This window comes from Thiothrix litoralis (assembly GCF_017901135.1).
Classification (GTDB): Bacteria; Pseudomonadota; Gammaproteobacteria; order Thiotrichales; family Thiotrichaceae; genus Thiothrix; species Thiothrix litoralis.
On the sequence record NZ_CP072801.1, the window covers coordinates 629,063 to 655,576 of the forward strand.

At 54.9% G+C, this 26,514-nt stretch carries 26 protein-coding genes; 16 read left to right on the forward strand and 10 right to left on the reverse strand.

Translation table 11 applies throughout. From position 1 onward, the window contains the following. Positions 1–109: 109 nt before the first annotated feature. The gene (gene hemB / locus J9253_RS03020) at positions 110–1,117 is read left to right on the forward strand and encodes a porphobilinogen synthase (RefSeq protein WP_210223246.1); all 1,008 of its coding nucleotides are present in this window, start codon (positions 110–112) and stop codon (positions 1,115–1,117) included. Next, the gene (gene aroE, locus J9253_RS03025; RefSeq protein ID WP_210223247.1) at positions 1,110–1,943 is read left to right on the forward strand and encodes a shikimate dehydrogenase; all 834 of its coding nucleotides are present in this window, start codon (positions 1,110–1,112) and stop codon (positions 1,941–1,943) included. The genes hemB and aroE overlap by 8 nt, the downstream gene beginning before the upstream one ends. A gap of 35 nt (positions 1,944–1,978) precedes the next feature. Here aroE and J9253_RS03030 read toward each other — a convergent pair whose 3' ends face one another. After that, the gene (locus tag J9253_RS03030; RefSeq protein ID WP_210223248.1) at positions 1,979–2,608 is read right to left on the reverse strand and encodes a Maf family protein; all 630 of its coding nucleotides are present in this window, start codon (positions 2,606–2,608) and stop codon (positions 1,979–1,981) included. A 147-nt stretch (positions 2,609–2,755) separates the two neighbouring features. Here J9253_RS03030 and J9253_RS03035 point away from each other — a divergent pair, with 147 nt between their 5' ends. The 6 genes from J9253_RS03035 to J9253_RS03060 all read left to right on the forward strand — a co-directional run bounded on the left by J9253_RS03035 (position 2,756) and on the right by J9253_RS03060 (position 7,336). Next, positions 2,756–3,232: a YceD family protein gene (locus tag J9253_RS03035; RefSeq protein WP_228291492.1), complete on the forward strand. Its 477-nt coding sequence runs from the start codon at positions 2,756–2,758 to the stop codon at positions 3,230–3,232. Between the two features lie 6 nt (positions 3,233–3,238). Further along, positions 3,239–3,433 carry a 50S ribosomal protein L32 gene (rpmF, locus tag J9253_RS03040; RefSeq protein WP_210223250.1) on the forward strand — a complete coding sequence of 65 codons (195 nt, stop codon included), beginning with the start codon at positions 3,239–3,241 and terminating at the stop codon, positions 3,431–3,433. Between the two features lie 70 nt (positions 3,434–3,503). Continuing rightward, the gene (gene plsX / locus J9253_RS03045) at positions 3,504–4,532 is read left to right on the forward strand and encodes a phosphate acyltransferase PlsX (RefSeq protein WP_210223251.1); all 1,029 of its coding nucleotides are present in this window, start codon (positions 3,504–3,506) and stop codon (positions 4,530–4,532) included. Continuing rightward, positions 4,529–5,497: a beta-ketoacyl-ACP synthase III gene (locus tag J9253_RS03050; RefSeq protein ID WP_323128869.1), complete on the forward strand. Its 969-nt coding sequence runs from the start codon at positions 4,529–4,531 to the stop codon at positions 5,495–5,497. The genes plsX and J9253_RS03050 overlap by 4 nt, the downstream gene beginning before the upstream one ends. Continuing rightward, positions 5,497–5,982, forward strand: a complete 486-nt coding sequence (locus J9253_RS03055; RefSeq protein ID WP_210223252.1) for a CYTH domain-containing protein — start codon at positions 5,497–5,499, stop codon at positions 5,980–5,982. Before J9253_RS03050 ends, J9253_RS03055 begins: the two co-directional genes overlap by 1 nt. Before the next feature lie 7 nt (positions 5,983–5,989). Next, positions 5,990–7,336, forward strand: coding sequence for a DEAD/DEAH box helicase (locus tag J9253_RS03060; RefSeq protein WP_210223253.1), 1,347 nt, complete (start codon positions 5,990–5,992; stop codon positions 7,334–7,336). Between the two features lie 30 nt (positions 7,337–7,366). On the opposite strand, the gene J9253_RS03065 is transcribed toward J9253_RS03060, so the two are convergent. From J9253_RS03065 to J9253_RS03085, 5 genes are read right to left on the reverse strand one after another with little or no spacing between them, the layout of a single operon-like run. Continuing rightward, positions 7,367–8,533, reverse strand: a complete 1,167-nt coding sequence (locus J9253_RS03065; RefSeq protein ID WP_210223254.1) for a VWA domain-containing protein — start codon at positions 8,531–8,533, stop codon at positions 7,367–7,369. Further along, positions 8,523–10,784: a DUF5682 family protein gene (locus tag J9253_RS03070; protein WP_210223255.1), complete on the reverse strand. Its 2,262-nt coding sequence runs from the start codon at positions 10,782–10,784 to the stop codon at positions 8,523–8,525. Before J9253_RS03070 ends, J9253_RS03065 begins: the two co-directional genes overlap by 11 nt. Before the next feature lie 10 nt (positions 10,785–10,794). Then, positions 10,795–11,889 carry an ATP-binding protein gene (locus tag J9253_RS03075; protein ID WP_028487467.1) on the reverse strand — a complete coding sequence of 365 codons (1,095 nt, stop codon included), beginning with the start codon at positions 11,887–11,889 and terminating at the stop codon, positions 10,795–10,797. Positions 11,890–11,905: 16 nt separating this feature from the next. Further along, positions 11,906–13,450: a DUF5691 domain-containing protein gene (locus J9253_RS03080; RefSeq protein WP_210223256.1), complete on the reverse strand. Its 1,545-nt coding sequence runs from the start codon at positions 13,448–13,450 to the stop codon at positions 11,906–11,908. 2 nt (positions 13,451–13,452) lie between these two features. Beyond that, on the reverse strand, positions 13,453–14,781 hold the full coding sequence (locus J9253_RS03085) for an SWIM zinc finger family protein (protein WP_210223257.1): 1,329 nt from the start codon (positions 14,779–14,781) through the stop codon (positions 13,453–13,455). Between the two features lie 171 nt (positions 14,782–14,952). Between J9253_RS03085 and hisC the strand changes: the two genes are divergently transcribed. Continuing rightward, positions 14,953–16,083: a histidinol-phosphate transaminase gene (gene hisC, locus J9253_RS03090; RefSeq protein WP_210223258.1), complete on the forward strand. Its 1,131-nt coding sequence runs from the start codon at positions 14,953–14,955 to the stop codon at positions 16,081–16,083. After that, positions 16,080–16,955, forward strand: a complete 876-nt coding sequence (locus J9253_RS03095; RefSeq protein ID WP_028489168.1) for a prephenate dehydrogenase — start codon at positions 16,080–16,082, stop codon at positions 16,953–16,955. Before hisC ends, J9253_RS03095 begins: the two co-directional genes overlap by 4 nt. Here J9253_RS03095 and J9253_RS03100 read toward each other — a convergent pair. After that, on the reverse strand, positions 16,930–17,880 hold the full coding sequence (locus J9253_RS03100) for an alpha/beta hydrolase (protein WP_228291493.1): 951 nt from the start codon (positions 17,878–17,880) through the stop codon (positions 16,930–16,932). The two genes, J9253_RS03095 and J9253_RS03100, sit on opposite strands and share 26 nt — an antisense overlap. 128 nt (positions 17,881–18,008) lie before the next feature. Between J9253_RS03100 and aroA the strand changes: the two genes are divergently transcribed. From aroA to pyrF, 6 genes are all read left to right on the forward strand, one after another. After that, complete coding sequence (aroA, locus tag J9253_RS03105) at positions 18,009–19,331, forward strand: 3-phosphoshikimate 1-carboxyvinyltransferase (protein ID WP_028489167.1); 1,323 nt, start codon at positions 18,009–18,011, stop codon at positions 19,329–19,331. Next, the gene (gene cmk, locus J9253_RS03110) at positions 19,328–19,981 is read left to right on the forward strand and encodes a (d)CMP kinase (protein WP_028489166.1); all 654 of its coding nucleotides are present in this window, start codon (positions 19,328–19,330) and stop codon (positions 19,979–19,981) included. Before aroA ends, cmk begins: the two co-directional genes overlap by 4 nt. 122 nt (positions 19,982–20,103) lie before the next feature. Then, on the forward strand, positions 20,104–21,771 hold the full coding sequence (gene rpsA / locus J9253_RS03115) for a 30S ribosomal protein S1 (RefSeq protein WP_028489165.1): 1,668 nt from the start codon (positions 20,104–20,106) through the stop codon (positions 21,769–21,771). Positions 21,772–21,911: 140 nt separating this feature from the next. Next, positions 21,912–22,217 (forward strand): integration host factor subunit beta, encoded by a 306-nt coding sequence (locus J9253_RS03120; RefSeq protein WP_210223259.1) that lies wholly within the window; start codon positions 21,912–21,914, stop codon positions 22,215–22,217. Between the two features lie 68 nt (positions 22,218–22,285). Beyond that, positions 22,286–23,434, forward strand: coding sequence for a tetratricopeptide repeat protein (locus J9253_RS03125; protein ID WP_028489163.1), 1,149 nt, complete (start codon positions 22,286–22,288; stop codon positions 23,432–23,434). Positions 23,435–23,451: 17 nt separating this feature from the next. Beyond that, a complete protein-coding gene (gene pyrF / locus J9253_RS03130) occupies positions 23,452–24,138 on the forward strand; it encodes an orotidine-5'-phosphate decarboxylase (RefSeq protein WP_210223260.1) in 687 nt (228 codons plus the stop codon). An 18-nt stretch (positions 24,139–24,156) separates the two neighbouring features. Here pyrF and hflD read toward each other — a convergent pair whose 3' ends face one another. From hflD to J9253_RS03145, 3 genes are all read right to left on the reverse strand, one after another. After that, positions 24,157–24,792, reverse strand: coding sequence for a high frequency lysogenization protein HflD (hflD, locus tag J9253_RS03135; RefSeq protein ID WP_028489161.1), 636 nt, complete (start codon positions 24,790–24,792; stop codon positions 24,157–24,159). Between the two features lie 77 nt (positions 24,793–24,869). Next, positions 24,870–25,982, reverse strand: coding sequence for a tRNA 2-thiouridine(34) synthase MnmA (mnmA, locus tag J9253_RS03140; protein ID WP_210223261.1), 1,113 nt, complete (start codon positions 25,980–25,982; stop codon positions 24,870–24,872). A gap of 1 nt (position 25,983) precedes the next feature. After that, the gene (locus J9253_RS03145) at positions 25,984–26,442 is read right to left on the reverse strand and encodes an NUDIX hydrolase (RefSeq protein ID WP_210223262.1); all 459 of its coding nucleotides are present in this window, start codon (positions 26,440–26,442) and stop codon (positions 25,984–25,986) included. Positions 26,443–26,514 lie beyond the last annotated feature (72 nt).

Sequence of the window (26,514 nt, forward strand, 5' to 3'; positions counted from 1 at the left end):
TACAGGCCAAGTATAGCGGAAGCACCCAGTGGTGATCATGCCGAATAGTTGGCATTCCCCCGACAAACGGGCAAAATAAGCGATCTTTCACCCACCAACAGGGCTTGTAATGGCAATTTACCCCGGAATGTTCCCTTATACCCGTATGCGCAGGATGCGCCGTGATGATTTTTCCCGCCGTTTGATGCGCGAAAATGTACTGACCGCGAATGATCTGATTTGGCCGGTCTTTGTGATGGAAGGCGAGAATCAGCGTGAAGCGATTGCCTCGATGCCGGGTGTGGAGCGCATCAGTATTGATCTGTTGGTAAAAGAAGCGCGGGAAGCCTTTGATCTGGGTATTCCGGCGATAGCGATTTTCCCGGTCACGCCGCAGGAAGCCAAAACCGATAAAGCCGAGGAGGCGTGGAACCCGGATGGGTTGGCGCAACGTGCGGTAAGGGCGGTCAAGGCCGCCGTGCCAGCGTTGGGCGTGATTACGGATGTGGCGCTCGACCCGTTCACCTCCCACGGGCAGGATGGTTTGATGGATGAGAACGGCTATATCCTCAACGATGAAACCGTGTCGGCGTTGACCAAGCAGGCGCTGTCTCACGCAGAAGCGGGCGCGGATGTGGTCGCCCCTTCCGATATGATGGACGGGCGTATCGGTGAAATCCGCGATGTGCTGGAACAGCACGGGCATTTGAATACGCGCATTCTGGCTTATTCCGCGAAGTATGCCTCCAGTTTTTATGGGCCGTTCCGCGATGCGGTAGGTTCGGCGACCAACTTGAAGGGTGGCAATAAATACAGCTACCAGATGGATCCTGCCAATTCCGATGAAGCCTTGTGGGAGGTCGCCCTCGACTTGCAGGAAGGCGCGGATATGGTGATGATCAAGCCGGGAATGCCGTATCTCGACATCGTGCGCCGCATTAAAGAAGAGTTCAAAGCCCCGACTTACGTCTACCACGTCAGCGGCGAATACGCGATGCTGAAAGCGGCAGGCATGAATGGTTGGATCAACGAAAAGGCTTGTGTGCTCGAAGCCTTGTTGGGCATGAAGCGTGCCGGGGCGGATGGTATTTTGACGTATTACGCCAAGCAGGTTGCTGAGTGGTTGAAACATGGTTGATAACTACGCGGTCTTCGGCAACCCCATTGCCCACAGCAAATCCCCGCGCATCCACACCCTGTTTGGTGAGCAAACCGGCGGCGCGGTCGAATACGGCGCGATCTGTTCCGAGCCGGAAGAATTCGCGCAGGATGTGATGATGTTCCTCGTGGCAGGCGGCAAAGGCTGCAACGTCACCGTGCCCTATAAGCAGGAAGCGTGGGAACTGGCGGATGAGCTTTCCGACTACGCAGCCCGCGCCAAAGCCGTCAACACGCTGGCGTTTAGTGAAGATGGTACGATGGTTGGCTATAACACGGATGGCATCGGGATTGTGCGTGACCTTCAGCAGAACCACAGTATTGCCCTGCAAGGCAAACGTATCCTGCTGTTGGGCGCAGGTGGTGCAGTGCGCGGTGTCTTGCAGCCTTTGTTGGAAGCACAGCCTGCCAGCCTGTTCATCGCCAACCGCACTGCCAGCAAGGCGCTGGAACTGGCACAGGATTTTGCTGAATTCGGCAAGGTGTCCGGTGGTGGTTTTGCGGATATTGACGGTCAGTTTGACCTGATTATTAATGGCACGGCTGCCAGCTTGCAGGGGGAGTTGCCGCCACTGCCTGCTGGCTGTTTGGCTGCGGATGGGTGTACTTACGACATGATGTACAGCGCGAAGCCCACCGCATTCGTGACATGGGGCAGGGCGCAAGGCGCTGCCCAATCGCTGGATGGTTTGGGGATGCTGGTGGAACAAGCCGCCGAAGCATTTTTTATCTGGCGTGGTGTCCGCCCGTCAACCGCCCCGGTCTTGGCGCAACTGCGGGAAGAGTTGAAGAGAAACCCCTCCTAACCTCCCCTTATCAGGGGAGGAACAAGATCGTATTCTTACTCCCTTCCCTGATAAGGGGAGGGCTGGGGAGGGGTTTCTTCAAGTAAGTTGATACCTGCCTGTTTGAGCATTTCGCTCAGACGAATCAGCGGCAGCCCCATCAATGCGCTGGGGTCGTCGCCGTGCATCCGCTTGAATAAGGTAATCCCCAAGCTTTCCGAGCGGAAACTGCCTGCACAGTTATACGGCTGATCTTTTCGTAAGTAAGCGTCAATTTCAGCACCCGTCAATTCGCGAAAATCCACTGAAAACGGCACGACATCCAGTTGGTAACTGCCATCACGGCTGTCATACAGGCACAAGCCGGTGAGGAATGCGACCGTTTCCCCCGAAGAATTCTGTAATTGTTTGACGGCATTTTCATGGCTGCCGGGCTTGCCGATGATTTGCTCGTGCAAGACCGCGCATTGGTCAGAGCCAATGATCAGGGCATCAGGGTGTTGCGCGGCTACCGCTTGGGCTTTTTGCAAGGAAAGGCGCAATACCATGTCGCGGGCGCTTTCGCCTGGCAGCCGGGTTTCATCAATATCCGGGGCGGCAGTCTCGAAGGGGGTATGCAGGCGCTGCATTAATTCGCGCCGGTAAGGGGAAGTGGAGCCAAGGACTAATGTTCGCGTTATCGTCATCGTTGAAGAGTATCCCAATAAAAAAACAGAAATTTCTTTACACATCATAGGCTGGATTCATATAATCCCGCGCTTATGTTGAATAGACTACCCGTAGACGTTAATCCTTTTAAACTGGTTGAGCAAGAAAGATGCTTAGCCGGTGTTATGCCGTTGCAAAAATTGCCGCGTTTGGCAGAGATTGCCTTGGCTGGCACAGAAGATGTCGAGGTGACATTGGACTTTACCCGCAGTGTTGGGAAACGTCCCATGATCAAGGGTCATATCCGTGGTAATATCGTGTTGGAATGCCAACGCTGTATGCAGCCGGTAACCATTGCCCTTGATGCACCCCTACAAGTAGCACTGACAACGTTTGAGTCGGATGAACGTCCCGAACAGGAAGGCTTAGAAGCTTGGCTGATCGAGGATGAACGGCTGTTTATACAGGATTTCGTTGAAGATGAAATTCTTCTGGCCTTGCCCTTAGTGGCAAAGCACGAGCAGTGTGAACCGTTACGCAAGCTGATTGAAGCTTTGCCGTCGGATGAGCCTGTCACAGAAAGTGAGCAAGTGGATGATGTTGCGGCAAGTGCCAAAAAAAATCCCTTTGCAGTTTTAAAAGATTGGAAAAAAACGGAGTAACAGACGATGGCAGTCGGTCAAGCTCGAATGACTCGTTCAAAACGCGGTATGCGTCGCTCACACGATGCGCTGAAGAACCCTACCTTGTCAGTTGATGCAACGTCTGGTGAAACTCACCTGCGTCACCACATGACTAAAGACGGTTTCTACCGTGGTCGTCAGATCATCAAAGCAGCGGTTGAAGTGGACGACGAAGCCTAAGTGGTCAGTTGTAGAAATCGTACAAAATCGCGGGCTTGACCCGCGATTTTTTTTCAGGAGAGGGGATAGCATGGCTGAACGGTATCGCATCGCGCTGGATGCGATGGGCGGAGATCATGGGTTATCGGTGGTGGTTCCTGCCGCATTGGAAGCCTTGAAACAATACAATGACATTGCGCTGATCCTGGTGGGTGATGAAACCCAGGTCAAGGCAGCCCTGAGTCAGCATAACGTAACGCCTACGGATCATTTAACCATCCACCACGCTTCCCAAGTGGTGCTGATGGATGAAGCACCCGCCATTGCCCTGAAAAATAAAAAAGATTCCTCGATGCGCGTTGCCATTAATTTGGTAAAAACCGGTGAAGCGGGTGCTGCGGTCAGTGCAGGCAATACCGGTGCACTCATGGCAACCGGCCGTTTTGTCTTGAAAACCTTGCCCGGTATTGATCGCCCGGCGATTTGCAGCATCCTGCCGTCGATGAAAGGCCACACCCACATGTTGGATTTAGGGGCGAATGTCGACTCGGAAGCAGAGCACCTCTACCAATTTGCCTTGATGGGTTCAGAACTGACCAAAGCCATCGACAACAACCCTAACCCCCGAGTTGGCTTGCTTAATATCGGGCAAGAAGCCATCAAAGGTAACGAGCAAGTCAAAGCCGCTAATGCCTTGTTGCAAGGTAGCCCGTTGAATTACATCGGCTATGTGGAAGGGGATGACATCTACCACGGTAATGTCGATGTGGTGGTGTGTGATGGTTTTGTCGGTAATGTTGCCCTCAAAACCAGCGAAGGTTTGGCAAAAATGATTTCTGCTCATCTTAAGCAAGGCTTTAAAGCCAACCTGTTCACCAAATTGGCGGGGCTCATTTCGATGCCCGTGCTCAAATCATTTCGCAGCAAATTTGATCCCAGAGGTTATAATGGGGCAAGCTTGTTGGGATTGCAGGGTATCGTGGTCAAAAGTCATGGCGGTGCTGATAGTGTGGCCTTTGCCAACGCCATTGGCATTGCCCGCACCGAAATTATCGAAAAAGTCCCGCAGCGTATTCACAAGCAGTTAGAACAGTTGCTCGCACAGAGGCAGAAAGCATGATGTATTCGCGTATTACGGGTACTGGCAGTTACTTGCCGGAAAAAATCCTGACCAATAAAGACCTCGAAAAAATGGTCGACACCACGGATGAGTGGATTTTTGAACGTACTGGTATCCGTGAACGTCACGTTGTCGAGATGGAAAGCGCCTCCGATATGGCAGAACATGCTGCCCGTCGTGCCTTGGAAATGGCGGGTAAAAATCCTGAAGATGTTGACCTGATTATTGTCGGCACATCCACCCCCGACTTAGTGTTTCCGAGTACCGCTTGTTTGCTGCAACGCAAGCTCGGCATTCGCAACGGGGCGGCGGCGTTTGATGTCAATGCAGCCTGTGCTGGCTTTGTCTTTGCCTTGAGTATTGCTGACAAGTTTGTGCGCACTGGCACGAGCAAATGCGCTCTGGTAGTGGGTGCAGAAGCCATGTCGAAGATCATGAACTGGGAAGATCGCGGGACGTGCATTTTGTTTGGCGATGGCGCAGGTGCTATCGTTATCGAGGCGAGTGAGGAACCGGGCATTCTGTCCACGCACGTTCACGCCGATGGCGCTTACGACCAATTATTGAATGTGAATGGTGGCATTTCGCGGGATTTAGACGTACTGCAACGCGATGGCCCGCAATTGCAAATGCGCGGCAACGAAGTATTTAAAGTAGCCGTCAATACCTTAGGGCGCATTGTGGATGAAACCCTTGAAGCTAACGGCATGACCAAAGCCGATGTGGACTGGTTAGTACCACATCAAGCCAATATCCGCATTATTCAAGCCACCGCCAAAAAACTGGATATGCCGATGGATCACGTGGTAGTGACGGTCGAGTCACACGGCAATACTTCATCTGCTTCCGTGCCACTGGCTTTGGACACTGCCGTGCGTGACGGACGCATTAAACGCGGTGAAATCGTCTTGCTGGAAGCTTTCGGCGGCGGCTTTACCTGGGGTTCTGCCTTAGTGAAGTTCTAATGGCAACTGAAATCGAACGTAAATTTTTATTGGTGTCGGATGCATGGCGGGCTTTGATCAGCCGTTCAGAAACTTTCCGGCAAGGCTATTTGAGCAGTAGCAAACACGCTTCAGTACGGGTACGCATTGCCGATGACACCGCAACGCTCAATATCAAGGGCATGACGCTTGGCGTACAGCGCCCTGAATACGAATACGCGATTCCGTTGGCTGATGCGACGGAATTACTGGATCAGCTATGCACCCGCCCGCTGATTGAAAAGACCCGCCATTTCGTCGAGTTTGGCGGCAAACTGTGGGAAATCGATGAATTCCACGGTGACAACGCAGGCTTAATTGTCGCGGAAGTCGAACTCGATGCGCCGGACGACGTAATTCCCATGCCCACTTGGGCAGGTAGGGAAGTTTCACATCTGGAACGCTATTACAACGTCCGTCTTACCCAATATCCCTACAGCCAATGGTTGGCTGAGGAACGAGGTTAATTAAACAATGCTATTTTCTGAACTCGGCTTGTCCGAGCCGCTGTTGCGTGCCATCAGCGAACAGGGTTATGACACCCCAACTCCCATTCAAGCACAAGGTATCCCTGCCGTCCTTTCTGGTCGTGACATCATGGCTGCTGCGCAAACGGGCACAGGCAAAACTGCTGGTTTCACCTTACCGATGCTGCACTTGCTTTCGGCTAACGGCAACCAGCCTAAATCCAATCATATTCGCGCCCTCGTGCTTACCCCAACCCGCGAACTCGCGGCACAGGTTGGCGAAAGCGTGCGTGACTACGGCAAGCATCTGCCGATCAGCTCTACCGTGGTGTTTGGTGGCGTGAGTGCCAACCCGCAAATGATGGCCTTGCGCCGTGGGTTGGATGTACTGGTGGCAACACCGGGGCGTTTGCTGGACTTGTACGACCAGAATGCCGTGAGGTTTTCCCAAGTGGAAATGCTGGTGCTGGACGAAGCTGACCGCATGTTGGACATGGGCTTCATCCGCGACATCCGCAAGATTCTGGCGTTGCTGCCGAAGCGTCGTCAAACCCTGATGTTCTCTGCCACGTTTTCCGATGACATCGTTGCACTGACCAAGGGCTTGTTGAATAACCCGGTACAAATCTCGGTTAGCCCGCGCAATGCAGCAGCCAAGACGGTTACACAGTCGGTTTACCTGATTGATAAAGCCCGTAAAACGTCCTTATTGAGTCATTTGATTCGTGAGAATCAGTGGGAACAAGTGCTGGTCTTCTCGCGTACCAAGCACGGCGCGAACCGTTTGGCTGAAAAGCTTGAGCGTGATGGTGTTACCGCCGCCGCTATCCACGGCAACAAAAGCCAAGGGGCGCGAACCAAAGCACTGGCCGATTTCAAGCAAGGCAATATCCGTGTATTGGTGGCAACCGACATCGCTGCACGTGGTCTGGACATTGAACAGTTGCCGCACGTTATCAATTTCGAGCTGCCGAATGTCTCGGAAGATTACGTACACCGCATCGGGCGTACCGGGCGTGCAGGCGCAACGGGTGAAGCGATTTCACTGGTGGAGCCGGAAGAATACGGTTTCCTGAAAGGCATCGAAAAACTCATCAAGCAGCAATTGCCGCGTGAAACATTGCCAACCATCAGTGTTGCACCGACCCGTCAATTGACCGCCGCCGAGATTGCCAAGGATGCGGAAGCTGATCGCCCGCGCCCTGCCCAGCATCGTCCTGCGAATCGCCGTAGCAGCTCGCAGAAGAGTGATGTCCGCAAAGCGGCTGGTTTACCGCCGGTGAAAAAAGCCGAAGGTGCTGCCAGCAAGCCGCGTCGCCGTCGCCCTAATAAGCCGAAAGCAGGCGTCGCGTAAGCTGGTTCCAGCCAGATGTAGAGGGCAACCTTAGCGTTGCCCTTGTTGTGTCACAATCCCTTCCTTCGCTGCCCATACCCCTAAATCCTGCTTGCCCAGCGCATTGGCCATCAGTGCCGGGAACTGGTCAGGCGTGCAGGCAAAGGTCGGAATCCCCAACGCCGCAAATTTCGCCGCCATATCATGATCGTAGAACGGTGCACCTTCGTCACTCAATGCCAGCAGGGAAATCACCTGTACGCCAGACGCCACCAGTGTTGCCACCCGTTTGAGCATTTCCTTGGCATTCCCGCCTTCGTACAAGTCGCTGATCAGGATGAATACGGTATCGTCCGGGCGTGAAATCAAGCTCTGACAGTAACCCACCGCACGGTTGATGTCGGTGCCGCCGCCGAGTTGCAAGCCGAACAGCAAATCCACCGGATCATCATGCAATTCATCGGTCAAATCGACGATAGCCGTATCGAATACCACCATTTTGGTACTCAGGGCGGGCATGGATGCCATTACCGCTGCGAAAATACTCGAATACACCACCGACGGAGCCATCGAACCGCTTTGGTCGATACACAACACCACTTCCTTGAGGGCTGAACGCTTGCGCCCGTAGCCGATCAGCTTGTCCGGTACGATGGTGTTGTATTCCGGCAGGTAGTTTTTGATATTGGCGCGGATGGTGCGGTTCCAGTCGATTTCCTGCAAACGTGGGCGGCGGTTACGCACGGCACGGTTGAGTGCGCCCTTGACGGCTTGCTGCATCGGCTGTTGCAGACGGCTTAACAATTCCTCTACCACTTTGGCGACGACTTGGCGGGCGGTGTCCTTGGTTTTGCCGGGGATCACGTTTTTGAGTGAAATCAGGGTGGCGACCAGATGGATGTCGGCTTCAACTGCCTGCAAGACTTCCGGCTCCAGCAGTAATTGGCGCAAGCCAAGGCGTTCGATGGCATCCTGCTGGATGACGCGCACCACGGTAGCGGGGAAATACTGGCGGATGTCGCCCAGCCAGCGGGTGACGTTGGGGGCGGAAGCACCCAAACTGCCACGGCGTCCGCCCGTGTTTGCACCATCACCGTAGACGGCGGCGAGGCACTGATCCATGCCTTGCTCCATACTGCTGAGGGTGCAGCCGATGCCGTCGGCTTCGCCACCACCGAGAATCAAGCGCCAGCGTTTTTGGCGGGTTTCAGCTTGCATGTACTACCTCCAGTCCCAGAATCATCGCGACCAATGGCAAGGCTGCCTCGGCGCGGCTTGCATCCATGTCATTGGTTGCGCTTGTGACAGGCAAGGCCGCTTGCCCTTGTTTGACCCGTTCGCCCATTTGCCGACGTTCCGGTGCGGTAAAGGTGGCAAAGGTACGGCGTAATACCGGCAGCAATTGCTGGAAAGTCTCATCGCCCAACGTGCTGATCCAGTGGTCAATCAGGTTCCACAAGGTTTCGTCGTAGATGAGCAATTGCCCACTGTCACGCAGGAAGCCGTCGATCCAAGCGGCGGCTTGCGCGGGGTCATTGGCGGTCGACAGTGCCAACCCGAAACGGCGTGCGCTTTCATCTTCCGCCACCGCACCGGATTGCAGCAGCAGACGGCAACAACGCCCAGCCAGCAAGGTGTGCAAGCCGTGTTGGTCGAGCAGGGCTTGCAAGGTTTGTGTCCATTGCTGGCTGAAGCTGTCGTCATCCAGCAAGTTGACCGCTTCCTGCACCGATTGGATGTGTTTGAACATGGCTTCGGCAGCTTCTTCATTGAGCGCACTGCACGCATTGGGCAGGCCAATGCAGATGCGCGTCACCATGCCAGTGACAACGTGGCTGACCTGTTCGACCGAGGTTTTGCGTACATCGCCGTAACGTAACAGGCGAGCCAGCTCTGGCAAGGCTTGCATCAGGTGTACGATGTCGCTGCTGATTGCGGCTTCGGCTTGCAGGCGTTGCATCAGGACATCCACCGCGTTGGGCAGGTTGGCGTAGAGGGATTCATGCGCCATGCTGGCGAGCTGTTCCAGCGAATGCGTGTCTTGTGCCTGTTTGACCAGCTTGTGGGTGGCCGCTTCCGCAAGGGTATTGCCCCAGAACCCGGCTTCGATCAGGCGGATGGCGAATTCGGGTTGCCACAAGGTGCGCCAGCTTTCCTTGAAGGTACCTTTGCCGTTGGCACGTTTGCCACCTTTACCCCAGTCGATGCCGAGAAGCTGGAGGCGACGTAGCAAGTAACTGCGTTCGAGATCGGTGGATTTACGCAGGTCGAGTAGCAAGTCGGCGTCACTGGCGGAAGGTTTGAGGCGCAGGCGTTTTTGTTCCTGTGTCAAATCCTGTTGCAGCGGGGTTTGCGGGGTTTCATCGGGTACGCTACCCAAGGCTTCGCCGACCAGTAACTTGCGGTGCAGCAGTTGCATGGGGGTAGCATCGCCGAAGAGCATGACGCTTTGCACCGCTTCGTTCAGTTCTGCCAGACCGGGGCGCGGGCGGTTGCGCATCGCGGCGAGGGTTTCCGCCAAACGCACGGTTTCAATAATGTGGGCGGAAGAAATGTCGAGTCCTTGAGCGCGGAAAGTGTGCGCTACCCGCGTCAGCCAGCGGGTTTGTAGGGGCGAATGGCATACGCCCGCTTCACTGCATTTCCAGAGATGCGCATACCAACCGGGGGCATCCACGCCCGCACCGTAGCCGCTGGCGGAACTGAGGCGTTCGTGCGTCCACGGAACCCAAGTCGCCGTTGTTTTGAGTTTGGGTAAGCCTTTGAGCAAGGTGTCATCGGCTTTGGCAGCGGGTAAGGTTTGCAGTACGGGGGCGTGCCATGCGCCACACACCACGGCAATGGTCTGGAATCCGTCTTTGTTGGCCTGACGAATGGTTTTTCGCATGTGGGCTTCGCGCAGTTGTTCGCGCTCGTATTCGGCAGTGTCACGCGGGCAATCGGTATCGACTTCATTGCGCAGGGCAGTCATTGCTTCAAGAATGGCTTGGAACAGTTGGCTGGAATCCTGGCGTTCCTCGACCATGTGTTCCCACCAACGCTCGCTGTCGGCGTAACCTGCCGCCTCTGCCAGCAAGGCCAGCGGGTCACGACGAATAACGGCGGAAGCGTTTGGCTCATCGGCGGATTCAACAGACTCGGCGGCTTTGTCGCGGGCGAAGCTGTTCCCCACGGGCAAATCCATAAAGCGCACGGGAATCTGCTGTGCCAATGCGTAGCGGATTGCCTGCCATTCCGGGGAATAGTCGGCGAAAGGGTAGTACACGGCGCGTTGCGGCTCATCCGGTGCGTACAGCAGCAGGGCAACCGGCGGCTGCATTTGCTCATGCGCCGCCAGCGGCAGAATGCTGTCGGCTTCGGGCGGGCCTTCGATCAGAATGCAGTCCGGCTGCAAGGCGCTTAATGCCTGCACAAGGCTGCGAGCGGAGCCGGGGCCGTGGTGGCGGATGCCGAAAACGTGATGTGGCATGGGTTTTACCTCACAATGCTTCGCGGCAAGCCCGGTACAAATCTTTCCAATCCGAACGCTCTTTCACCACTGTTTCGAGGTATTCCTTCCACACCACGCTGTCTTGCACCGGGTCTTTGATGACCGCGCCGATGATGCCGGAAGCTATATCCCGCGCGGTCAGGCTGCCGTCACCAAAGTGGGCAGCTAGCGCCATGCCGCTGCCAACGACAGAAATCGCTTCGGCGGTACTCAGTGTGCCGGTGGGTATTTTGAGTTTGGTTTTACCATCAGCGGTTACGCCACTGCGCAATTCGCGGAAGATCGTGACAATGCGGCGAATTTCAGCCAGTGCGGGTTTTTCCGCAGGCAATTCCAGCGCTCGCCCGAGGCTGGCAACGCGGCGGTCGACGATGGCGGCTTCCTCATCCAGCGTGTCGGGGATCGGTAAAATCACGGTATTGAAACGGCGTTTCAGCGCACTCGATAGCTCGTTCACGCCCTTGTCGCGGTTGTTGGCGGTGGCAATCAGGTTGAAGCCTTTTTGCGCTTGGCATTCGGTATTGAGTTCGGGGATCGGCAGCATTTTTTCCGAGAGGATGGTGATCAACGTATCCTGCACATCCGCCGGAATACGGGTCAGTTCTTCCACCCGAGCAATCAGGCCGTGCTGCATCGCGTGCATGATGGGGCTGGCAATCAGCGCGTCATGCGAGGGGCCTTTGGCGATCAGTTGTGCGTAGTTCCAGTTGTAACGCATGGTTTCTTCGCCCGTACCTGCCGTGCCTTGCACGATCAGGGTGGAACGCCCGGAAATGGCAGCGGCGAGGTGTTCCGATACCCACGATTTGGCGGTTCCCGGCAGGCCGTATAGCAGCAGCGCCCGGTCAGTCGCCAACGTGGAAATCGCAATTTCCATCAGGCGGGCATTGCCGATGTATTTGGGGCTGATCTCAATGCCGCCATCGAGTTTGCCGCCAAGCAAATAAGTACGCACCGCCCACGGTGACAACACCCAATTGGGTGGGCGGGCATGGGTATCGGCTTCGCGCAGGGCGGCGAGTTCATGGGCAAATTCGTTTTCAGCATGTTGGCGCAGAACGGCTTTGAGGGTGTTGTCGCTCATGTTTTTATCCTTGGTGTTAAGCATTTTCCAGCGCGGTGAGCATGTCGGCTCGAAAGCGCAGGGTGAACAGGGTTTCGGTCAGCAGGCGTTTTATGCCATTGGATTGGTCTGCCTGCAAAGGTTCATGGAGAAGAGTGGCAAATTCTTCCGCACACACTGGGGCAGCATGGATAGCAAAATGACGTACTACTGTGTGCGTGGCGTAACTGAGGAGTGTGGTTTGCACTTGTTTTGCTACAGCAGGCAGGACTTGCCTAGAAAAAGTTGTTGACCACGGATGCTGCAAAGATGGAAGGAGATTCAGTAACTGTGGGCTATCATCCCTGCTCAGCAGAGCACTAGCCGTTTGCTCTGCCAAAGGAGGTGAAAGTTGTTGCCACAATACATTGTCACCAGGATTTATATGAGTGAACCACGCTGTACTCCAATCAGTATTCGGGTAACGGTGCAATGCTTGCTCCCAGCCAGCTCTAAAAGTTGTGCTCCAATCACTGCGGCAGCTTAACAATAATAAAGTATCGGGGGTGGCCTGCCAGCGCTGTGCCAACCGGACAGGCGGAACGAAGGAGAGCGCCTGTTCCAGCCACCATGCCTTCGCACCTTTGCCTTGCGGTGGTTTTTCTTCAATGCCGTCGCGTAACCAGCTTTTGTCCCATGTTTCCGGCAGATTGACCTGCAAGGTTTTTTTGCCCCCCAGTTTATTGAGCAAGCCGGTTTTGGTTTGTATTGCCAGCCAATGGACGAGCCGGGTTTGCATTCGCTGGCTGAAGGCGGAATCCGGTAATGCGCCCAGCAGTTCGGCGGCTAATTGGCGCACGCCTTTGCTGCGGTCATCGAGACAGGTTTCTAGCCATGCTTCATCTGCCATGCCGAGATTGGTTTGCAGTGCTTGTAGCAATTCTTGCCGTACTGGCGCAGCTTCCTGTTTCCACACCGCTTGCAATAGCTCACGGGCTTCCGCTGGCTGGTGGGGGCGCAATTGGCGTAGGTATTCGGCACGTTGTGCGGGGTTACCTTCTTCCCAAATACTGACGTCGTGGTCGGCAGTTTCCAGCGTCAGTGTCAGCAGGCGTTGCCAGTCGGGATGCTGGTTGCAAAGCCAGTGCCCACGTTGCCCGATCACCGCACTGATAGCCGGGCGAATGGCGCGGCTTTGTTGGGCTTGCTCCATCAGGGCAGGAATGAAGGTTGTTGGTACGCGCAAACTTTTGGCTGCGACACGTTCCAGCCAGCCATGCAGCAGGGGGTGCAAATGACTGTCTGCCAGCATTCGCCGCAGGTGCATTTCAGCGGCAGGTGGGATCAAGGGAAAATCCGGTTTAACGTCCGGGCTTGCTAATGTGCCAGTGAACACGGCTGGCAAGTTACCCGCCGCACGGTATTGCAGCGCTAAGGCTGCCGCACCGAGGAAAGCGCTTTCGCGGCTGCTGTCCGTCGGCACTTGCCCTTGCGGGTAAAGTTGCGCCAGATAGGGTTGCAGGGCGGTGTTGCCTAGTGGAACTTGGGTTTGGCGTTCTGTGCCCAACAGGGCGATTTTGAGCAGGGTTTGTTGCAGTGGCATGGTTACGCAGCCTCGTTGGTTTGGAAGGTGCCGCAAACTTGCAGGGTGTTGCCGTCCCACTCCCCAAACACATGCAGCGGATGCCCGCCGCTTTCCGCCAGCAGTATCCAGCCCTGTTCATCGCTGATGCGCAAGGGAACCGCGTGTTGTTCAGCATCAACCAACAGCCATTGCTGATCATGGCGGGCGGGGATGGCGTTGGCAATGGCAAACGGGAAATACCCCAACCAGGGGCATTTGCCCAGTGCCGTACCATAGGCTGCGAAGTTGGCAGCTAGCGGTATAAAGGCGGCTGCTTTGCTCCCTTCACCCCTTGTGGGGGAATCGCTGGGGATGGGGGGTAATGCCCGCAAGGGTATGGCAGCGGGGTAATAAATGGCTTTGCCTTCCAGATTGCCACCAAGGCCGGGGTACAAAGCCATTGGCTGGTTCTGCACTGCAAAATCCAGTAACAACGCGTATCGCTGCGATTCCACCCCGTATAACCAAGTGCGTTGCGTGCGCATTTGTCCGTCGTCTTCTTGGCGTTGCCCGACTACTTGCCAGTGATCCGTGATGCCATCGAGTGCCAGCACGTCGTCCTTGCTCAGGTTGAAACCGATATGTGCCAGCACGTCAGCCTGTACGTCGGCGGGCAGCTTGTCGCGACGTTGCCAAGCTTCCAGCAGCAGGTGGAGACGCGCCAGTTCTGCCAGTAATTTTTCCTGCCATGCGCCGCCTTGGTAACGGAGGCTGGCGGCATTTTGCAGGCTACGGGCAAGGCCGGGGGCTTGCGCATCCACCATCCGCGCTGCCATGCGTTGCCATTGGTTATCGTCACTGTTGGCTAAGCCTTGGCGGATCAGGTCGGACAGCCAGCGTTGCAACTCGGTAATGCCTGCGTTTACCTTGTCTTCGCGGGCGGCGTTGCGTTTTTGCTGGGCAGCCGCCCGTTTTTGCAAGGTGGCTTCGTCAACCGGCTCGTCTTTGGCGGCAGCTTTGTCGGCTTGTTTCTGGGCGCGTTGCCCGCGTTTTTCCAGCCATTCCTGTAGCCAGACGGGTGGTTCGTTGCCGGTGAGTTTGTCAGGGTGGGCGGCGAATACCAGTGCGAGGCCAAGGCCGTGTTTGCAGGGAAATTTGCGGCTAGGGCAGGAGCATTTGAACGCAGGTTCTGCAAGGGCAATGGCGGTCTGGTAAGGATTTTTGCCGCTGCCTTTGATTTCACCCCACAATACGCCGTCGGCTTGCCCCAAGGTTTGCCATTGGTGCGGCTGGCTGAGTTTTTCGCCTGCCTTGAGTGAGGCGGCATCGGGGGAAAGTGCTGCAACTTGCGCCGTTGTCCATGTCGTCATAGGTCGTTTGTTATTATTGGTGAATAATGCAGCCTAGTGTAAGAACAGCTTGTGGCCTTTGCAAGGCTGGCTGACAAGCTGTTTATTTACCAGCAGTTTCGTTAACGTCTTGGCAAGACCGGCTGGCTGTGATTGAATGCCTGACTGATTTTTTGCTTATGCAGGCTCATCATGCAATCAACCGTTGATTTCAAAAAACTTGCCGTGACCGGGGTACAAGCCTTGCACCCTTACCAGCCGGGCAAGCCTATCGAAGAGCTGGAGCGCGAACTGGGGATTAGCAATATCCTCAAACTGGCCTCCAACGAAAACCCGCTGGGTGCTAGCCCCAATGCACAGGCGGCGATTGCTGCCGCGTTGAAAACGTTGGAACTCTACCCCGATGGCAGTGGCTACCAATTGAAAGCTGCGATTGCCGATAAGTTTGGCCTGCAAAGCGCACAGATTACCTTAGGTAACGGCTCCAACGATGTGCTGGAATTGATTGCCCGTGCGTTTCTGGATAATAGCCGTGCAGCGGTGTTTTCAGAATACGCCTTTGCCGTTTACCCCATTGTTATTCAGGCGGTTGGGGCGGAATTGCGCGTTGCCAAGGCGAATTCTCCCGAACATGACACCATGCCTTACGGGCATAATCTGGCGAATATTGCCGCGAAAATCACGGATAATACCCGCGTGGTGTTCATCGCCAACCCGAATAACCCGACGGGGACGTGGCTGAGCAAGGCAGATTTGCACGCTTTCCTGCAACGTGTGCCCAGTGATGTGATCGTGGTGATCGACGAAGCCTACACCGAATACGTGAATGACCCGACCTTCCCGAATGCGTTGGCATGGCTGGCGGAATTCCCGAATCTGATTGTTACCCGGACGTTTTCCAAGATTTACGGGCTGGCAGGTTTGCGGGTGGGGTATGCGGCTTCCGGCGCAGATATTGCCGATATGCTCAACCGGGTACGTCAGCCTTTTAATGTGAATTCACTGGCCTTGGCGGCGGCGCAAGCGGCTTTGGGCGATGAGGCTTTCCTCCAGCAAAGTGTTGCCACCAACGCGGCGGGTTTGCAGCAATGGTTTGCGGCGTGCGCTGAGAATGGCTGGGAATACATCCCGACCGTGGGTAATTTCATTACGGTGAACATGAAGCGACCCGCTGCGCCTTTATACGATGCTTTGCTGCGCGAAGGGGTGATTGTGCGTCCCATTGGTGGCTACGGTTTGCCGCAACACTTGCGTATCACGATTGGTACACAAGCGCAGAATGACCGTTGTATCAAGGCATTACAGAAGGTTCTTAGCGCGTGATCAATAAACTTGTCATCTTTGGGGTCGGCTTGATCGGCGGTTCGCTGGCGCTGGCCTTGCGTGAGGCGCATTTCTGCAAAACCGTCGTGGGTTGTAGCCGTAACGCGGTGCATCTGCAAAAAGCGGTTGATCTTGGAGTGATCGACAGCTTCACCCTTGACCCGGCGGAAGCGGTGCGTGATGCCGATATGGTGTTACTCGCAGTGCCGATGGGGGCGATGGGGCATTTGCTGCAACAGATCAAGCCGGTATTGCCTGCTGATGCGATCCTTACCGATGCGGGCAGTACCAAAGGCAGTGTGGTGGCGGAAGTCGAGCAGGTATTTGGTGCTGATTTCAGCCGTTTCGTGCCCGGACACCCGATTGCTGGGCGCGAAAAGAGCGGGGTGGAAGCGGCAATTCCTGACCTTTATATCGACCGTCGGGTGATCCTGACGCCGTTGCCGCATACTGACCCGCAAGCGACCGCCAAAGTGGAAGCCATGTGGAAAGCGACAGGCGCATTGCTGGAAAGGATGCCGGTAGCCTTGCATGATCAGGTGTTGGCGGCGACCAGCCATTTGCCGCATGTGCTGGCATTTGCGCTGGTGGATACCTTGTTGAACATGCCGCAGCGTGAAGATATTTTGCGCTATGCAGCGGGTGGATTCCGCGATTTTACCCGGATTGCGTCGAGTGATCCGGTGATGTGGCGGGATATTTGCCTGACCAACAAACCGGCGATCTTGGATGTAATTGCCGCTTTCCAGCACAATCTGGGCGAATTTGCCGCCATGATCGACGCGCAGGACGGTGAAGCCCTGCACAATCGCATGGCAAAAGCCAAGCAAGCCCGCGACAATTACGTTATTGCTGTTGGATCCACTGGGTAATATCGCTAATCACCTTGGCGCTTTGTAAGTCGCGGGTGAGCATGTGCCAGCCATTGGGGTAGCGGATGAAGCGGGTTTTGCCGTTTTTGGGCAAGCGTTGCCACAAGCGTTCAATGGGTTTGGCGGGAATCAGTTCATCCTTGCCGCCGTACAGGAGCAGGGTGGGAACGCGGATATGCTCTGCGGCGGCATAGCCTTTATCCATGAGATCGACCAGTCCGGCGACCGTTTCGATGCGTGCGCCTTTGATCATCCACGGGCTTTTCCATATTTCCCGTAACAAGGCGCGGTTGTCGGTGGCGCGGATGCCGAGGCTTTCGCCGGTCGGTTTCCAACCGGGGACGAGCTTCACGGCAATGTCTTGCGCGACCCGTTGGTAAAGCGGTTGGGTATCGCGTGTCCAGACAGCGGGGGCTTCGAGAATAATGCCATCCACGTCGAGTTTGCCCTCTTCAGCCGCGACCAGCGTGACCGCTCCGCCCATCGACATGCCCCAAAGGTACAGCGGTTGTTGCGGATCTTGTTGACGTAACAAGGCGGCGAGTTCCCGCGCATCGGCGGCCATGCGTTGTGCGCCTGCCCATTGTCCGCGATAGGCTGAGCGCCCGAAACCGCGTTGGTCAATGCCCCAGACGTCGATGCCGCGTTGGGCGAATTGCTTGCCTACGCTGTCGAACGCACCTGCGTATTCGTTGAAACCGTGCAACAGGATCAGGGTGGCGCGGGATTTCCCCTTGGGTTGCCAATGCGTCATGACTAAATCAGTGCCATCACTGGCGCGAAACAGGGGTTGTTGCAGGAGTTGTGGCTGAACGTGATGCATACCCAATGGCATGGGGGCGGTGCTACAGCCGGACAGTGTGATGAGCAGCATCAAAACGGTTTGAACAGTGTACCTGTGCCGCCATGTTTGCTGGAGTGGCATGTTGGGTTCCTTCAGTTGGGTTGTCATGTTTGAATGTGCGGTATTATGCCGCATTGCGTGGGTGTTGCACCCTGTTGGTGGGTATGATTGAATGCCCGCACGACTACACACGATACAGGAAAACCCGCGTGAGCCATTCCAGCACCAATCTACAATTTAACGTCCAGCCCGGTGGCAGTTTGCACGGCACTGTGCGCGTTCCCGGCGATAAATCCATTTCGCACCGTTCCATCATGTTAGGTTCGTTGGCGGAAGGCACGACCCACGTCAGCGGTTTCCTGCAAGGCGAAGATTGCTTATGCACCTTGAATGCGTTTCGCAGCATGGGCGTGGCGATTGATGGGCCTACGGATGACGGTAAAGTTACCATCCACGGCGTAGGGCTGCACGGCCTGCAAGCACCTGCGGGCGATCTGGAGATGGGTAATTCCGGCACATCCATGCGCTTGATGTCGGGCTTGATGAGTGGGCAAGCCTTTGATGTGCGCATGACGGGCGATGCTTCCTTGTCCAAGCGTCCAATGAAGCGCGTGACTGTGCCGCTGGCGAGCATGGGCGCTGTCATTGATGCAACTGAAATAGGCACGCCACCGCTGTTGGTGCATGGCGGAAGCAAGCTGCAAGGCATCCATTACGACATGCCGGTTGCCAGCGCACAGGTGAAATCCTCGTTGTTGCTGGCGGGTTTGTATGCGCAAGGCGAAACCTCGGTGATAGAGCCTGCGCCGACCCGTGACCATACCGAGCGTATGTTACGCGGCTTCGGCTATGCGGTGAAAACCGACGGCAACCATATTAGCCTGCAAGGTGGTGGCAAGCTCACCGCGACGGATATTGATGTGCCATCCGATATTTCTTCAGCAGCCTTTTTCATGGTCGGCGCCAGCATTGCGGCAGGTTCCGACCTGACGATTGAACACGTCGGCATGAACCCGACCCGCACCGGCGTGATCGACATTTTGCGGCTGATGGGCGCAAACCTTGAAATCCTCAACGAGCGCGAAGTCGGCGGCGAACCCGTTGCTGACGTGCGTGTGCGTGCTGCGCCTTTGAAAGGTATCCAGATTCCTGAAGCGCTGGTTCCGCTGGCGATTGATGAATTCCCGGCCTTGTTTATCGCTGCTGCCTTTGCCGAAGGCCAAACGGTGCTAACAGGTGCGGAAGAATTGCGCGTGAAAGAAAGCGACCGCATTCAAGTCATGGCCGATGGCCTGATTGCCTGTGGTGTGGATGCGCAACCGACCCCGGACGGCATTATCATCAAACCCGGCAACTTCACTGGCGGGACGATTGATAGCCACGGCGATCACCGCATTGCGATGTCGTTTGCGATGGCAGCATTGCGGGCAACCCAGCCGATTACGATTAACGATTGCGCCAACGTCAATACCTCGTTCCCCGGCTTTGTGGGTTTGGCGGCAGGCGCAGGCGTGAGGATCAGTGCAGCATGAATACCCCATCCCCCGTGATTACCCTTGATGGCCCGGCGGGTGCAGGCAAAGGCACGATTGCTTGTATGCTGGCGGATAAACTCGGTTGGCACATGCTCGACAGCGGTGCCATTTACCGCGTGGCAGCCTTGGCGGCGCTGCGCAGTGGCGTGGGTTTAGGCGACGAAAAGGCGCTGGCTGCGCTGCTTCCCACCTTGAATATCGAATTCAACAATGGCGAAGCTTGGCTGAATGGCGAAATGGTCACCGGCGAAATCCGCAATGAAACCTGCGCCAGCGCCACCTCACAAATCGCGGCGTTGCCTGCGGTACGTGCCGCATTACTGGTGCTGCAACGCAATTTCCGCCAGTTGCCGGGCTTGGTTGCCGATGGGCGCGACATGGGAACGGTGGTGTTCCCGGAGGCGACCCACAAGTTCTACTTGACCGCCAGTGCTGAAATACGTGCAGAACGCCGTCTAAAACAGTTGAGCCAACAAGGACTTAGTGCTAAACTTTGCGACCTGATTCAAGACATCAACGCTCGCGACGAACGCGATACCAACCGCCCGGTAGCTCCCTTAAAACCTGCCGCTGATGCGTTGGTTATCGACACCGGTTCGTTGGATCAAACCGAGGTTTTTGCCACAGTGTTGCACTACATTACTTAAACACTTGATAGATCAGATCATTTTTAGGGAGCCCTGACAGGAAGTCTGGGCTTTTTGCGTTTTAACCCGTCAATGCAGGATGCTGTGACGATAAACCATTTTGTTAACAGGTATTTTTATTCATGACTGAAAGTTTTGCTGAACTGTTTGAAGAGAGCCTTTCCTACACCCAAATGCAGCCCGGCGCTCTGCTGAATGCAACAGTTCTCGAAGTCCGCTCCGATTTCATTATCGTTAGCGCTGGCCTGAAATCCGAAGGCGTTATTCCTGCTGAGCAGTTCAAAAATGAACGCGGCGAAATCAACGTTAAAGTCGGCGATCTGGTCGAAGTTGCCCTTGATACCGTAGAAGACGGTTTCGGTGAGACTCGCCTCTCCCGCGAAAAAGCGCGCCGCCTGCGTGCTTGGGAAATTCTGGAAGAAGCCTTCACCAACGATGAAATCGTTACCGGTATCATCACTGGCAAGGTTAAAGGTGGTTTTGTTGTTGAACTCAGCGACATCCGTGCCTTCCTGCCGGGTTCACTGGTTGATGTACGTCCAGTCCGCGATACTTCCTATCTGGAAAACAAGGAACTGGAATTCAAGCTCATCAAGCTGGATCAGAAGCGCAACAACGTCGTGGTTTCACGCCGTGCAGTCGTTGAAGAAGAATACAGTGCAGAACGCGATGCATTGATGGAAAACCTGCAAGAAGGTCAAGTCATCAAAGGCGTGGTCAAGAACCTTACCGATTACGGTGCGTTCCTCGACCTCGGCGGCATCGACGGCCTGTTGCACATCACCGATATGGCTTGGAAGCGCGTCAAGCATCCTTCCGAAGTGGTTAACATCGGTGACGAAATCGACGTTAAAGTCCTCAAGTTCGACCGCGACAAGAACCGCGTATCACTGGGTCTGAAGCAATTGGGTGAAGATCCATGGCAAGATCTGGTTCGTCGTTACCCGTCTGGCACGCGCATCTTTGGTAAGGTCAGCAACCTGACCGACTACGGCTGCTTCGTGGAAATCGAAGACGGTGTTGAAGGTCTGGTTCACGTATCCGAAATGGATTGGACCAACAAGAACGTCAACCCAGCCAAAGTGGTCACACTGGGCGATGAAGTGGAAGTCATGATCCTCGACATCGACGCAGAACGTCGCCGCATTTCTCTGGGTATGAAGCAATGCCAAGCTAACCCTTGGGATGAATTCGCAGGCACTCGCAACAAAGGCGACCGCGTTTCCGGTAAGATCAAGTCTATCACTGACTTCGGTATCTTCATCGGTCTGGACGGCGGCATCGACGGTCTGGTTCACTTGTCCGACATTTCTTGGAACGTGCCTGGCGAAGAAGCCGTGCGTAGCTACAAGAAAGGCGACGAAGTTGAAGCCGTCGTATTGGCTGTTGATCCTGAGCGTGAGCGTATCTCCCTCGGCATCAAGCAGATGGAACAAGACCCGTTCTCCAACTTCGTGGCAGCCCATTCTAAAGGCAGCGTAGTGAAAGGCACTGTGGTTGAAGTTACCCCTAAAGCAGCGAAAATCGACTTGGGCGAAGGCATCGAAGGCATCCTGCGTGCTTCCGAACTGTCACGCGACCGCGTTGAAGATGCTCGCACCCTGCTGAAAGAAGGCGACACTGTTGAAGCCAAATTCATGGGCGTTGACCGTAAAACCCGTTCCATCAACCTGTCCATCAAGGCCAAGGATGATGAAGATGAATCACGTTTGATGCGTGAGTACACCGGGCGTTCTACCAGCTCTGGTACGTCATTGGGTGACATCTTCAAGGAACAAATGGGCGAGTAATTTTCACCCACCAGGACGGTAAGCAGGTCAAGGATGACCTATAGTTCAGGCGGTGCAGATGTCTTCTGCACCGTTTTCCAAGACTGGAAAACTGTAACAACGAGTATGACAACCCCGTCGCTTGTTCAGGAGTGGAATGGATGACCAAATCTGAAATCATTGATATTCTGTCACGCAAACAAAGCCATTTAAGCAGCCGGGATGTAGAACTTTCCGTAAAGCTATTGCTCGACAAAATGAGTGAGTCTTTGTCCAATGGCGGACGTATTGAAGTCCGTGGATTCGGAAGCTTTTCCCTGCATCATCGTGCAGCGCGTAAAGGCCGTAATCCCAAAACGGGCGATCAGGTGGCACTGCCGCCGAAACATGTGCCTCACTTCAAACCCGGTAAGGAATTGCGGGAGCGCGTGAATGAATCACGGGTCGGTTTTCCGATTCAGGATTAACACGCCTGTTGGCGCACGCTAATCATAAAAGGGGGGCACTAAGCCTCCTTTTTTACGTCTAAGGTTCTATGCAAGAAATCCTATTTTTACTATTGCCCATCGCTTTTTATTCCGGTTGGCAAGCAGCGCGTAAGCGCTATAAAGAACGTCAGGAACAGCGCAAAGAAATCTCTGTGCGGTTTGTGCAAGGCATCAACTACTTATTGAGCGAAGAACCTGACAAGGCGCTGGATGTCTTCCTCAATTACCCGGATATTGATGAATACACCGCCAATACCTTCCTGTTACTCGGTAATTTGTTCCGCAACCGGGGCGAAATCAACCGTGCATTGCGGATACACCAGAATCTGGTGGCACGTTCCGACCTGAGCAAAGCGCAACGCACGGCGGCGATGCTGGCGCTGGGCGAAGACTTTTTTGCTGCGGGGTTGCTGGATCGAGCCGAAAGCGTTTTCACCGAATTGCTTAAAGATGACCCGAAACACGCGGATGCGTGCGAACCCTTGCGCAATATTTACGAGCAATTGCACGAATGGGACAAAGCGATTGACATCACCCAGTACGCCCAACAACGCAACAAGGTTGACCGTAGCCGTTTGATTGCGCATTACTATTGCGAACTGGCGATTCAGGAATTGCAAAAGCAAAACCTGTTCCGTGCGGAAGAAACCATTAAAAAGGCTGCGAAAGCCTATCCTGCCTCGGCGCGGGTGCTGGTATTAAAAGGCGATTTGGCCTATGCGCGTGGTCAACGTGAGGAAGCACAAGAACTTTATCGGCAGGCTATTGAAAAAGACACCCGCTTGATTGGCATGTTATTCAATCAGTTACTCAATAATTTTAATCAGAAAGAGGAACTGGAACGCCTCTATGGGTTTATCCAGCAGGCTTTCGCCAAAACGCAGGATGCCAAATTGTTCGGCTATTTGCTGCAATTGGCGCGTAAGTTGGGCAAGCTCCAAGATATGCAGACGCAGGTGGAAGAGCATCTTACCAAGGGCAAGCCGACCCTGAATACCTTGGTGCATTCGACCGACGTGCTGTCATACCTGTGGCAAGAAAACAAGGTGTGCGACATTGCCCAGCTACAAACGGCTTTGCAACGCCTGTCTGCCAGCCAACCCGATTTCCAGTGCGCCCATTGTGGGTATAAAATGCATGGCTATTTATGGCGTTGCCCCGCGTGCCATCAGTGGGATACCGTCAGTAACGTTTAACTTTTCAGGAATATTGCATGTCTAGCCGTTTGATTATTGCCCTTGATTTCCCCACTGCCGCACAGGCATTGGCGTTTGTGGAACCCCTTTCCCCAGCCGAGTGTAAGCTCAAAGTTGGTTTTGAGTTGTTTGTGGCGGCTGGGCCTGACTTTGTGCGGCAATTGACCGGGCGTGGTTTCGAGGTGTTTCTGGATCTGAAATTCCACGACATTCCCAATACGGTCGCATCCGCGTGCAAAGCGGCGGCAGGGTTGGGGGTCTGGATGATTAACGTCCATGCAGCGGGTGGGGTAAAAATGATGCAGGCCGCGCGTGAGGCTTTGCAAGGTTTTGATAAACCGCCGAAATTGATTGCCGTGACCGTATTGACCTCAATGGACAAAGTACAACTGGCAGGTACGGGTGTAACGTCAGAACCGGCACAACAAGTGCAACATCTGGCGCAATTAGCAGCCAACAGCGGGCTGGATGGGGTGGTGTGTTCGGCACAGGAAGCGGTCATGTTGCGCCAGCTCTTGGGCGATGACTTCTTGTTGGTCACACCCGGTATCCGCCCGGCAGGCAGTGATCAAGGCGACCAGTCGCGGGTGATGACACCGGCTCAGGCGCGGGAAGCGGGCGTTAGCTATGTTGTCGTGGGTAGGCCGATTACGCAAGCGGCCGATCCGCAGGCGGTGATTACGCAGATTAACGCGGATTTGTAGAAGAAAATCCGCGTTTCCTCAGGCATTTAGCAGGTGTTGTGCTTCTTTTTGCATAGCACCGCGCGCGAAAATCAGTTTCCAGCGGCTGCCACCTGCCTGTCGCCACAATAGCGCGGCACGTACCCCGGCTAGCAACAAAGCGCGGATTTTTGCCGCGTTTTCCGGGTTGGCAAGGTGGCTCTGATCACCTTTGATCATGATCCGTGGCCCCAGTTTGCTGATGGTGGTGGTGTAGATTTCTGCCAGACGTGCCACCATATTCGGGTGTGTCATCGCGAAAAAGTCCAGTTGCTGCTGGGCATTTTCGATATTTTTCAGCAATGCCTTGAACATATCCGGGTCATTAGCGAGCTTCTTTTCCAGATACAGCAAATTGACCGCGTAACGGGTGGCTTCAATGTCTTTGGGCTTGCCATCCGGGGTCAGGTTGCCTGCACCAAGCTGGTACATCAGCACCTTCAAGCCCGTTTTTAGATTTGCAACGCCGCCGTATAAGGCTTCGGGGGAATGGTCATCCTCCGTCAGCACGCTGTTCATGCAGGCGTTAAACAATTCACTGTCTACCCTGCCACGGGCGGCGATTTGGGTAACACCTTCGACACACTGAAACAGGGCGGCGAGGGCGATGGTTCGGTTACGGTTATTGGCTTCCACGGGTTTTTATCGAGTCCGGTTCTGGTGTGTGTGTAAAGAGCATAAGGCTTTGGGGAAATAATTCAAGTTAGCCCTACTTAATTCGACGGCTTCGAGCAGTCTTGCGCCATCGCGTCGATGATCCCGCCGCCCAGACAAATATCTGCTTGATAGAACACGATGGATTGTCCGGGCGTGATGGCGCGTTGTGCTTTGGGGAAACACACTTCGCAGTGTCCGCCTTCAAGAATGGTTACCTGACAACTTTCTTCGATTTGACGGTAACGGATTTTAGCTTTGCATTCAAAGGATTGGGCGGGGGGATGGCCTGCTACCCAATGCAGTTGCGAGGCGAGCAGGAAATGTTTCATCAGCAACTCGTGCTGGTGGCCTTGGGTGACAATCAGTTGGTTATGGGTCATGTCTTTTTCGACGACAAACCACGGCGAGTCATCGGCATCTTTGCGCCCACCTATCCCTAGACCCTGACGTTGGCCGAGGGTGTAGTACATCAGGCCGTGGTGTTTGCCAATGGTTTCACCGTCGGGTGTGACGATATTGCCGGGTTGGGCGGGCAAAAAGCGTTGCAGGAATTCGCGGAATTTACGTTCGCCGATGAAGCAAATGCCGGTGCTGTCTTTTTTGCGGGCAGTGGTGAAGTTAGCCTTTTCCGCCAGTTCACGCACCCGGCTTTTTTGCCATTCACCGACAGGGAACAGGCTGCGTTGCAGTTGATGCTGTTGCAGGGTGTAGAGGAAATAGGTCTGGTCTTTATTGGCATCCACACCTTTGAGCATTCGCACCGTGCCGTCGGGGTCGCGGGCAATGCGGGCGTAGTGCCCGGTGGCGATGTAGTCTGCACCCAGCTCCAGCGCCAGATCGAGGAAGGCTTTGAACTTGATTTCCTTGTTGCACATGATGTCGGGGTTGGGGGTGCGCCCGGCGCGGTATTCATCCAGAAAATAGGTGAACACCCGATCCCAATATTCGCTGGCGAAATTGCGGGTATGCAGCTTAATACCCAATTGGTCGGCAACTGCTTGCGCATCGGCAAGGTCAACGGCAGCGGAACAGTAGTCTTCGGTGTCGTCTTCTTCCCAGTTTTTCATGAACAAGCCTTCGACCTGATAGCCTTGTTCCAGCAATAGCAGGGCGGCAACCGAGGAATCTACCCCGCCAGATAGGCCAACAATCACACGTTTTGCGTTCATTTCAGTCATCAGCCAAGAAGTATTGCAGGCTATCAAGGGAATGGCGTACCCCGGATTCGTACATGTCCAGTGAGCGCCCCACCAGTTCACTGCGCCAGATACGCGGTTGCTGGTTGCGGATTTGTTCGCGGGTCAGAAAGTGGACGGCGGTAATATCCGCGTCAATCTGGTAGTTGGGAACGGCTTCGAGCAACGTGCCGGTAAAGGTGAAGCGTAGGAATACCCGGTCAGGGTCATCACGGTGCATGTGGAAAATGCCCAGCAGAGCGGTGGGTTCAAAGCGCCAGCCGGTTTCTTCCAGCGTTTCACGGCGTACTGCCTCGAGCAAGCTTTCACCGTGTTCCATGTGTCCGGCTGGCTGGTTGATGGTGAGTTGCCCATAGTGCATTTCTTCCACCATCAAAAAGCGGTTATCGTGCTCAATGACGCTGGCGACGGTGACGCGGGGTTTCCAAACCATGATTGACATCCTGTGAGGCGAAAGAAGCGTATTCTACACACAATGTTACTGCATTCGTCTATAATCCCCCGA

Bases quoted from the DNA above. Each gene is read 5' to 3' on its own strand.
- hemB (WP_210223246.1), top strand. From the start codon at position 110: ATGGCAATTTACCCCGGAATGTTCCCTTATACCCGTATGCGCAGGATG.
- aroE (WP_210223247.1), top strand. From the start codon at position 1,110: ATGGTTGATAACTACGCGGTCTTCGGCAACCCCATTGCCCACAGCAAA.
- J9253_RS03030 (WP_210223248.1), bottom strand. From the start codon at position 2,608: ATGACGATAACGCGAACATTAGTCCTTGGCTCCACTTCCCCTTACCGG.
- J9253_RS03035 (WP_228291492.1), top strand. From the start codon at position 2,756: ATGCCGTTGCAAAAATTGCCGCGTTTGGCAGAGATTGCCTTGGCTGGC.
- rpmF (WP_210223250.1), top strand. From the start codon at position 3,239: ATGGCAGTCGGTCAAGCTCGAATGACTCGTTCAAAACGCGGTATGCGT.
- plsX (WP_210223251.1), top strand. From the start codon at position 3,504: ATGGCTGAACGGTATCGCATCGCGCTGGATGCGATGGGCGGAGATCAT.
- J9253_RS03050 (WP_323128869.1), top strand. From the start codon at position 4,529: ATGATGTATTCGCGTATTACGGGTACTGGCAGTTACTTGCCGGAAAAA.
- J9253_RS03055 (WP_210223252.1), top strand. From the start codon at position 5,497: ATGGCAACTGAAATCGAACGTAAATTTTTATTGGTGTCGGATGCATGG.
- J9253_RS03060 (WP_210223253.1), top strand. From the start codon at position 5,990: ATGCTATTTTCTGAACTCGGCTTGTCCGAGCCGCTGTTGCGTGCCATC.
- J9253_RS03065 (WP_210223254.1), bottom strand. From the start codon at position 8,533: ATGCAAGCTGAAACCCGCCAAAAACGCTGGCGCTTGATTCTCGGTGGT.
- J9253_RS03070 (WP_210223255.1), bottom strand. From the start codon at position 10,784: ATGCCACATCACGTTTTCGGCATCCGCCACCACGGCCCCGGCTCCGCT.
- J9253_RS03075 (WP_028487467.1), bottom strand. From the start codon at position 11,889: ATGAGCGACAACACCCTCAAAGCCGTTCTGCGCCAACATGCTGAAAAC.
- J9253_RS03080 (WP_210223256.1), bottom strand. From the start codon at position 13,450: ATGCCACTGCAACAAACCCTGCTCAAAATCGCCCTGTTGGGCACAGAA.
- J9253_RS03085 (WP_210223257.1), bottom strand. From the start codon at position 14,781: ATGACGACATGGACAACGGCGCAAGTTGCAGCACTTTCCCCCGATGCC.
- hisC (WP_210223258.1), top strand. From the start codon at position 14,953: ATGCAATCAACCGTTGATTTCAAAAAACTTGCCGTGACCGGGGTACAA.
- J9253_RS03100 (WP_228291493.1), bottom strand. From the start codon at position 17,880: ATGCCACTCCAGCAAACATGGCGGCACAGGTACACTGTTCAAACCGTT.
- cmk (WP_028489166.1), top strand. From the start codon at position 19,328: ATGAATACCCCATCCCCCGTGATTACCCTTGATGGCCCGGCGGGTGCA.
- rpsA (WP_028489165.1), top strand. From the start codon at position 20,104: ATGACTGAAAGTTTTGCTGAACTGTTTGAAGAGAGCCTTTCCTACACC.
- J9253_RS03120 (WP_210223259.1), top strand. From the start codon at position 21,912: ATGACCAAATCTGAAATCATTGATATTCTGTCACGCAAACAAAGCCAT.
- J9253_RS03125 (WP_028489163.1), top strand. From the start codon at position 22,286: ATGCAAGAAATCCTATTTTTACTATTGCCCATCGCTTTTTATTCCGGT.
- pyrF (WP_210223260.1), top strand. From the start codon at position 23,452: ATGTCTAGCCGTTTGATTATTGCCCTTGATTTCCCCACTGCCGCACAG.
- mnmA (WP_210223261.1), bottom strand. From the start codon at position 25,982: ATGAACGCAAAACGTGTGATTGTTGGCCTATCTGGCGGGGTAGATTCC.
- J9253_RS03145 (WP_210223262.1), bottom strand. From the start codon at position 26,442: ATGGTTTGGAAACCCCGCGTCACCGTCGCCAGCGTCATTGAGCACGAT.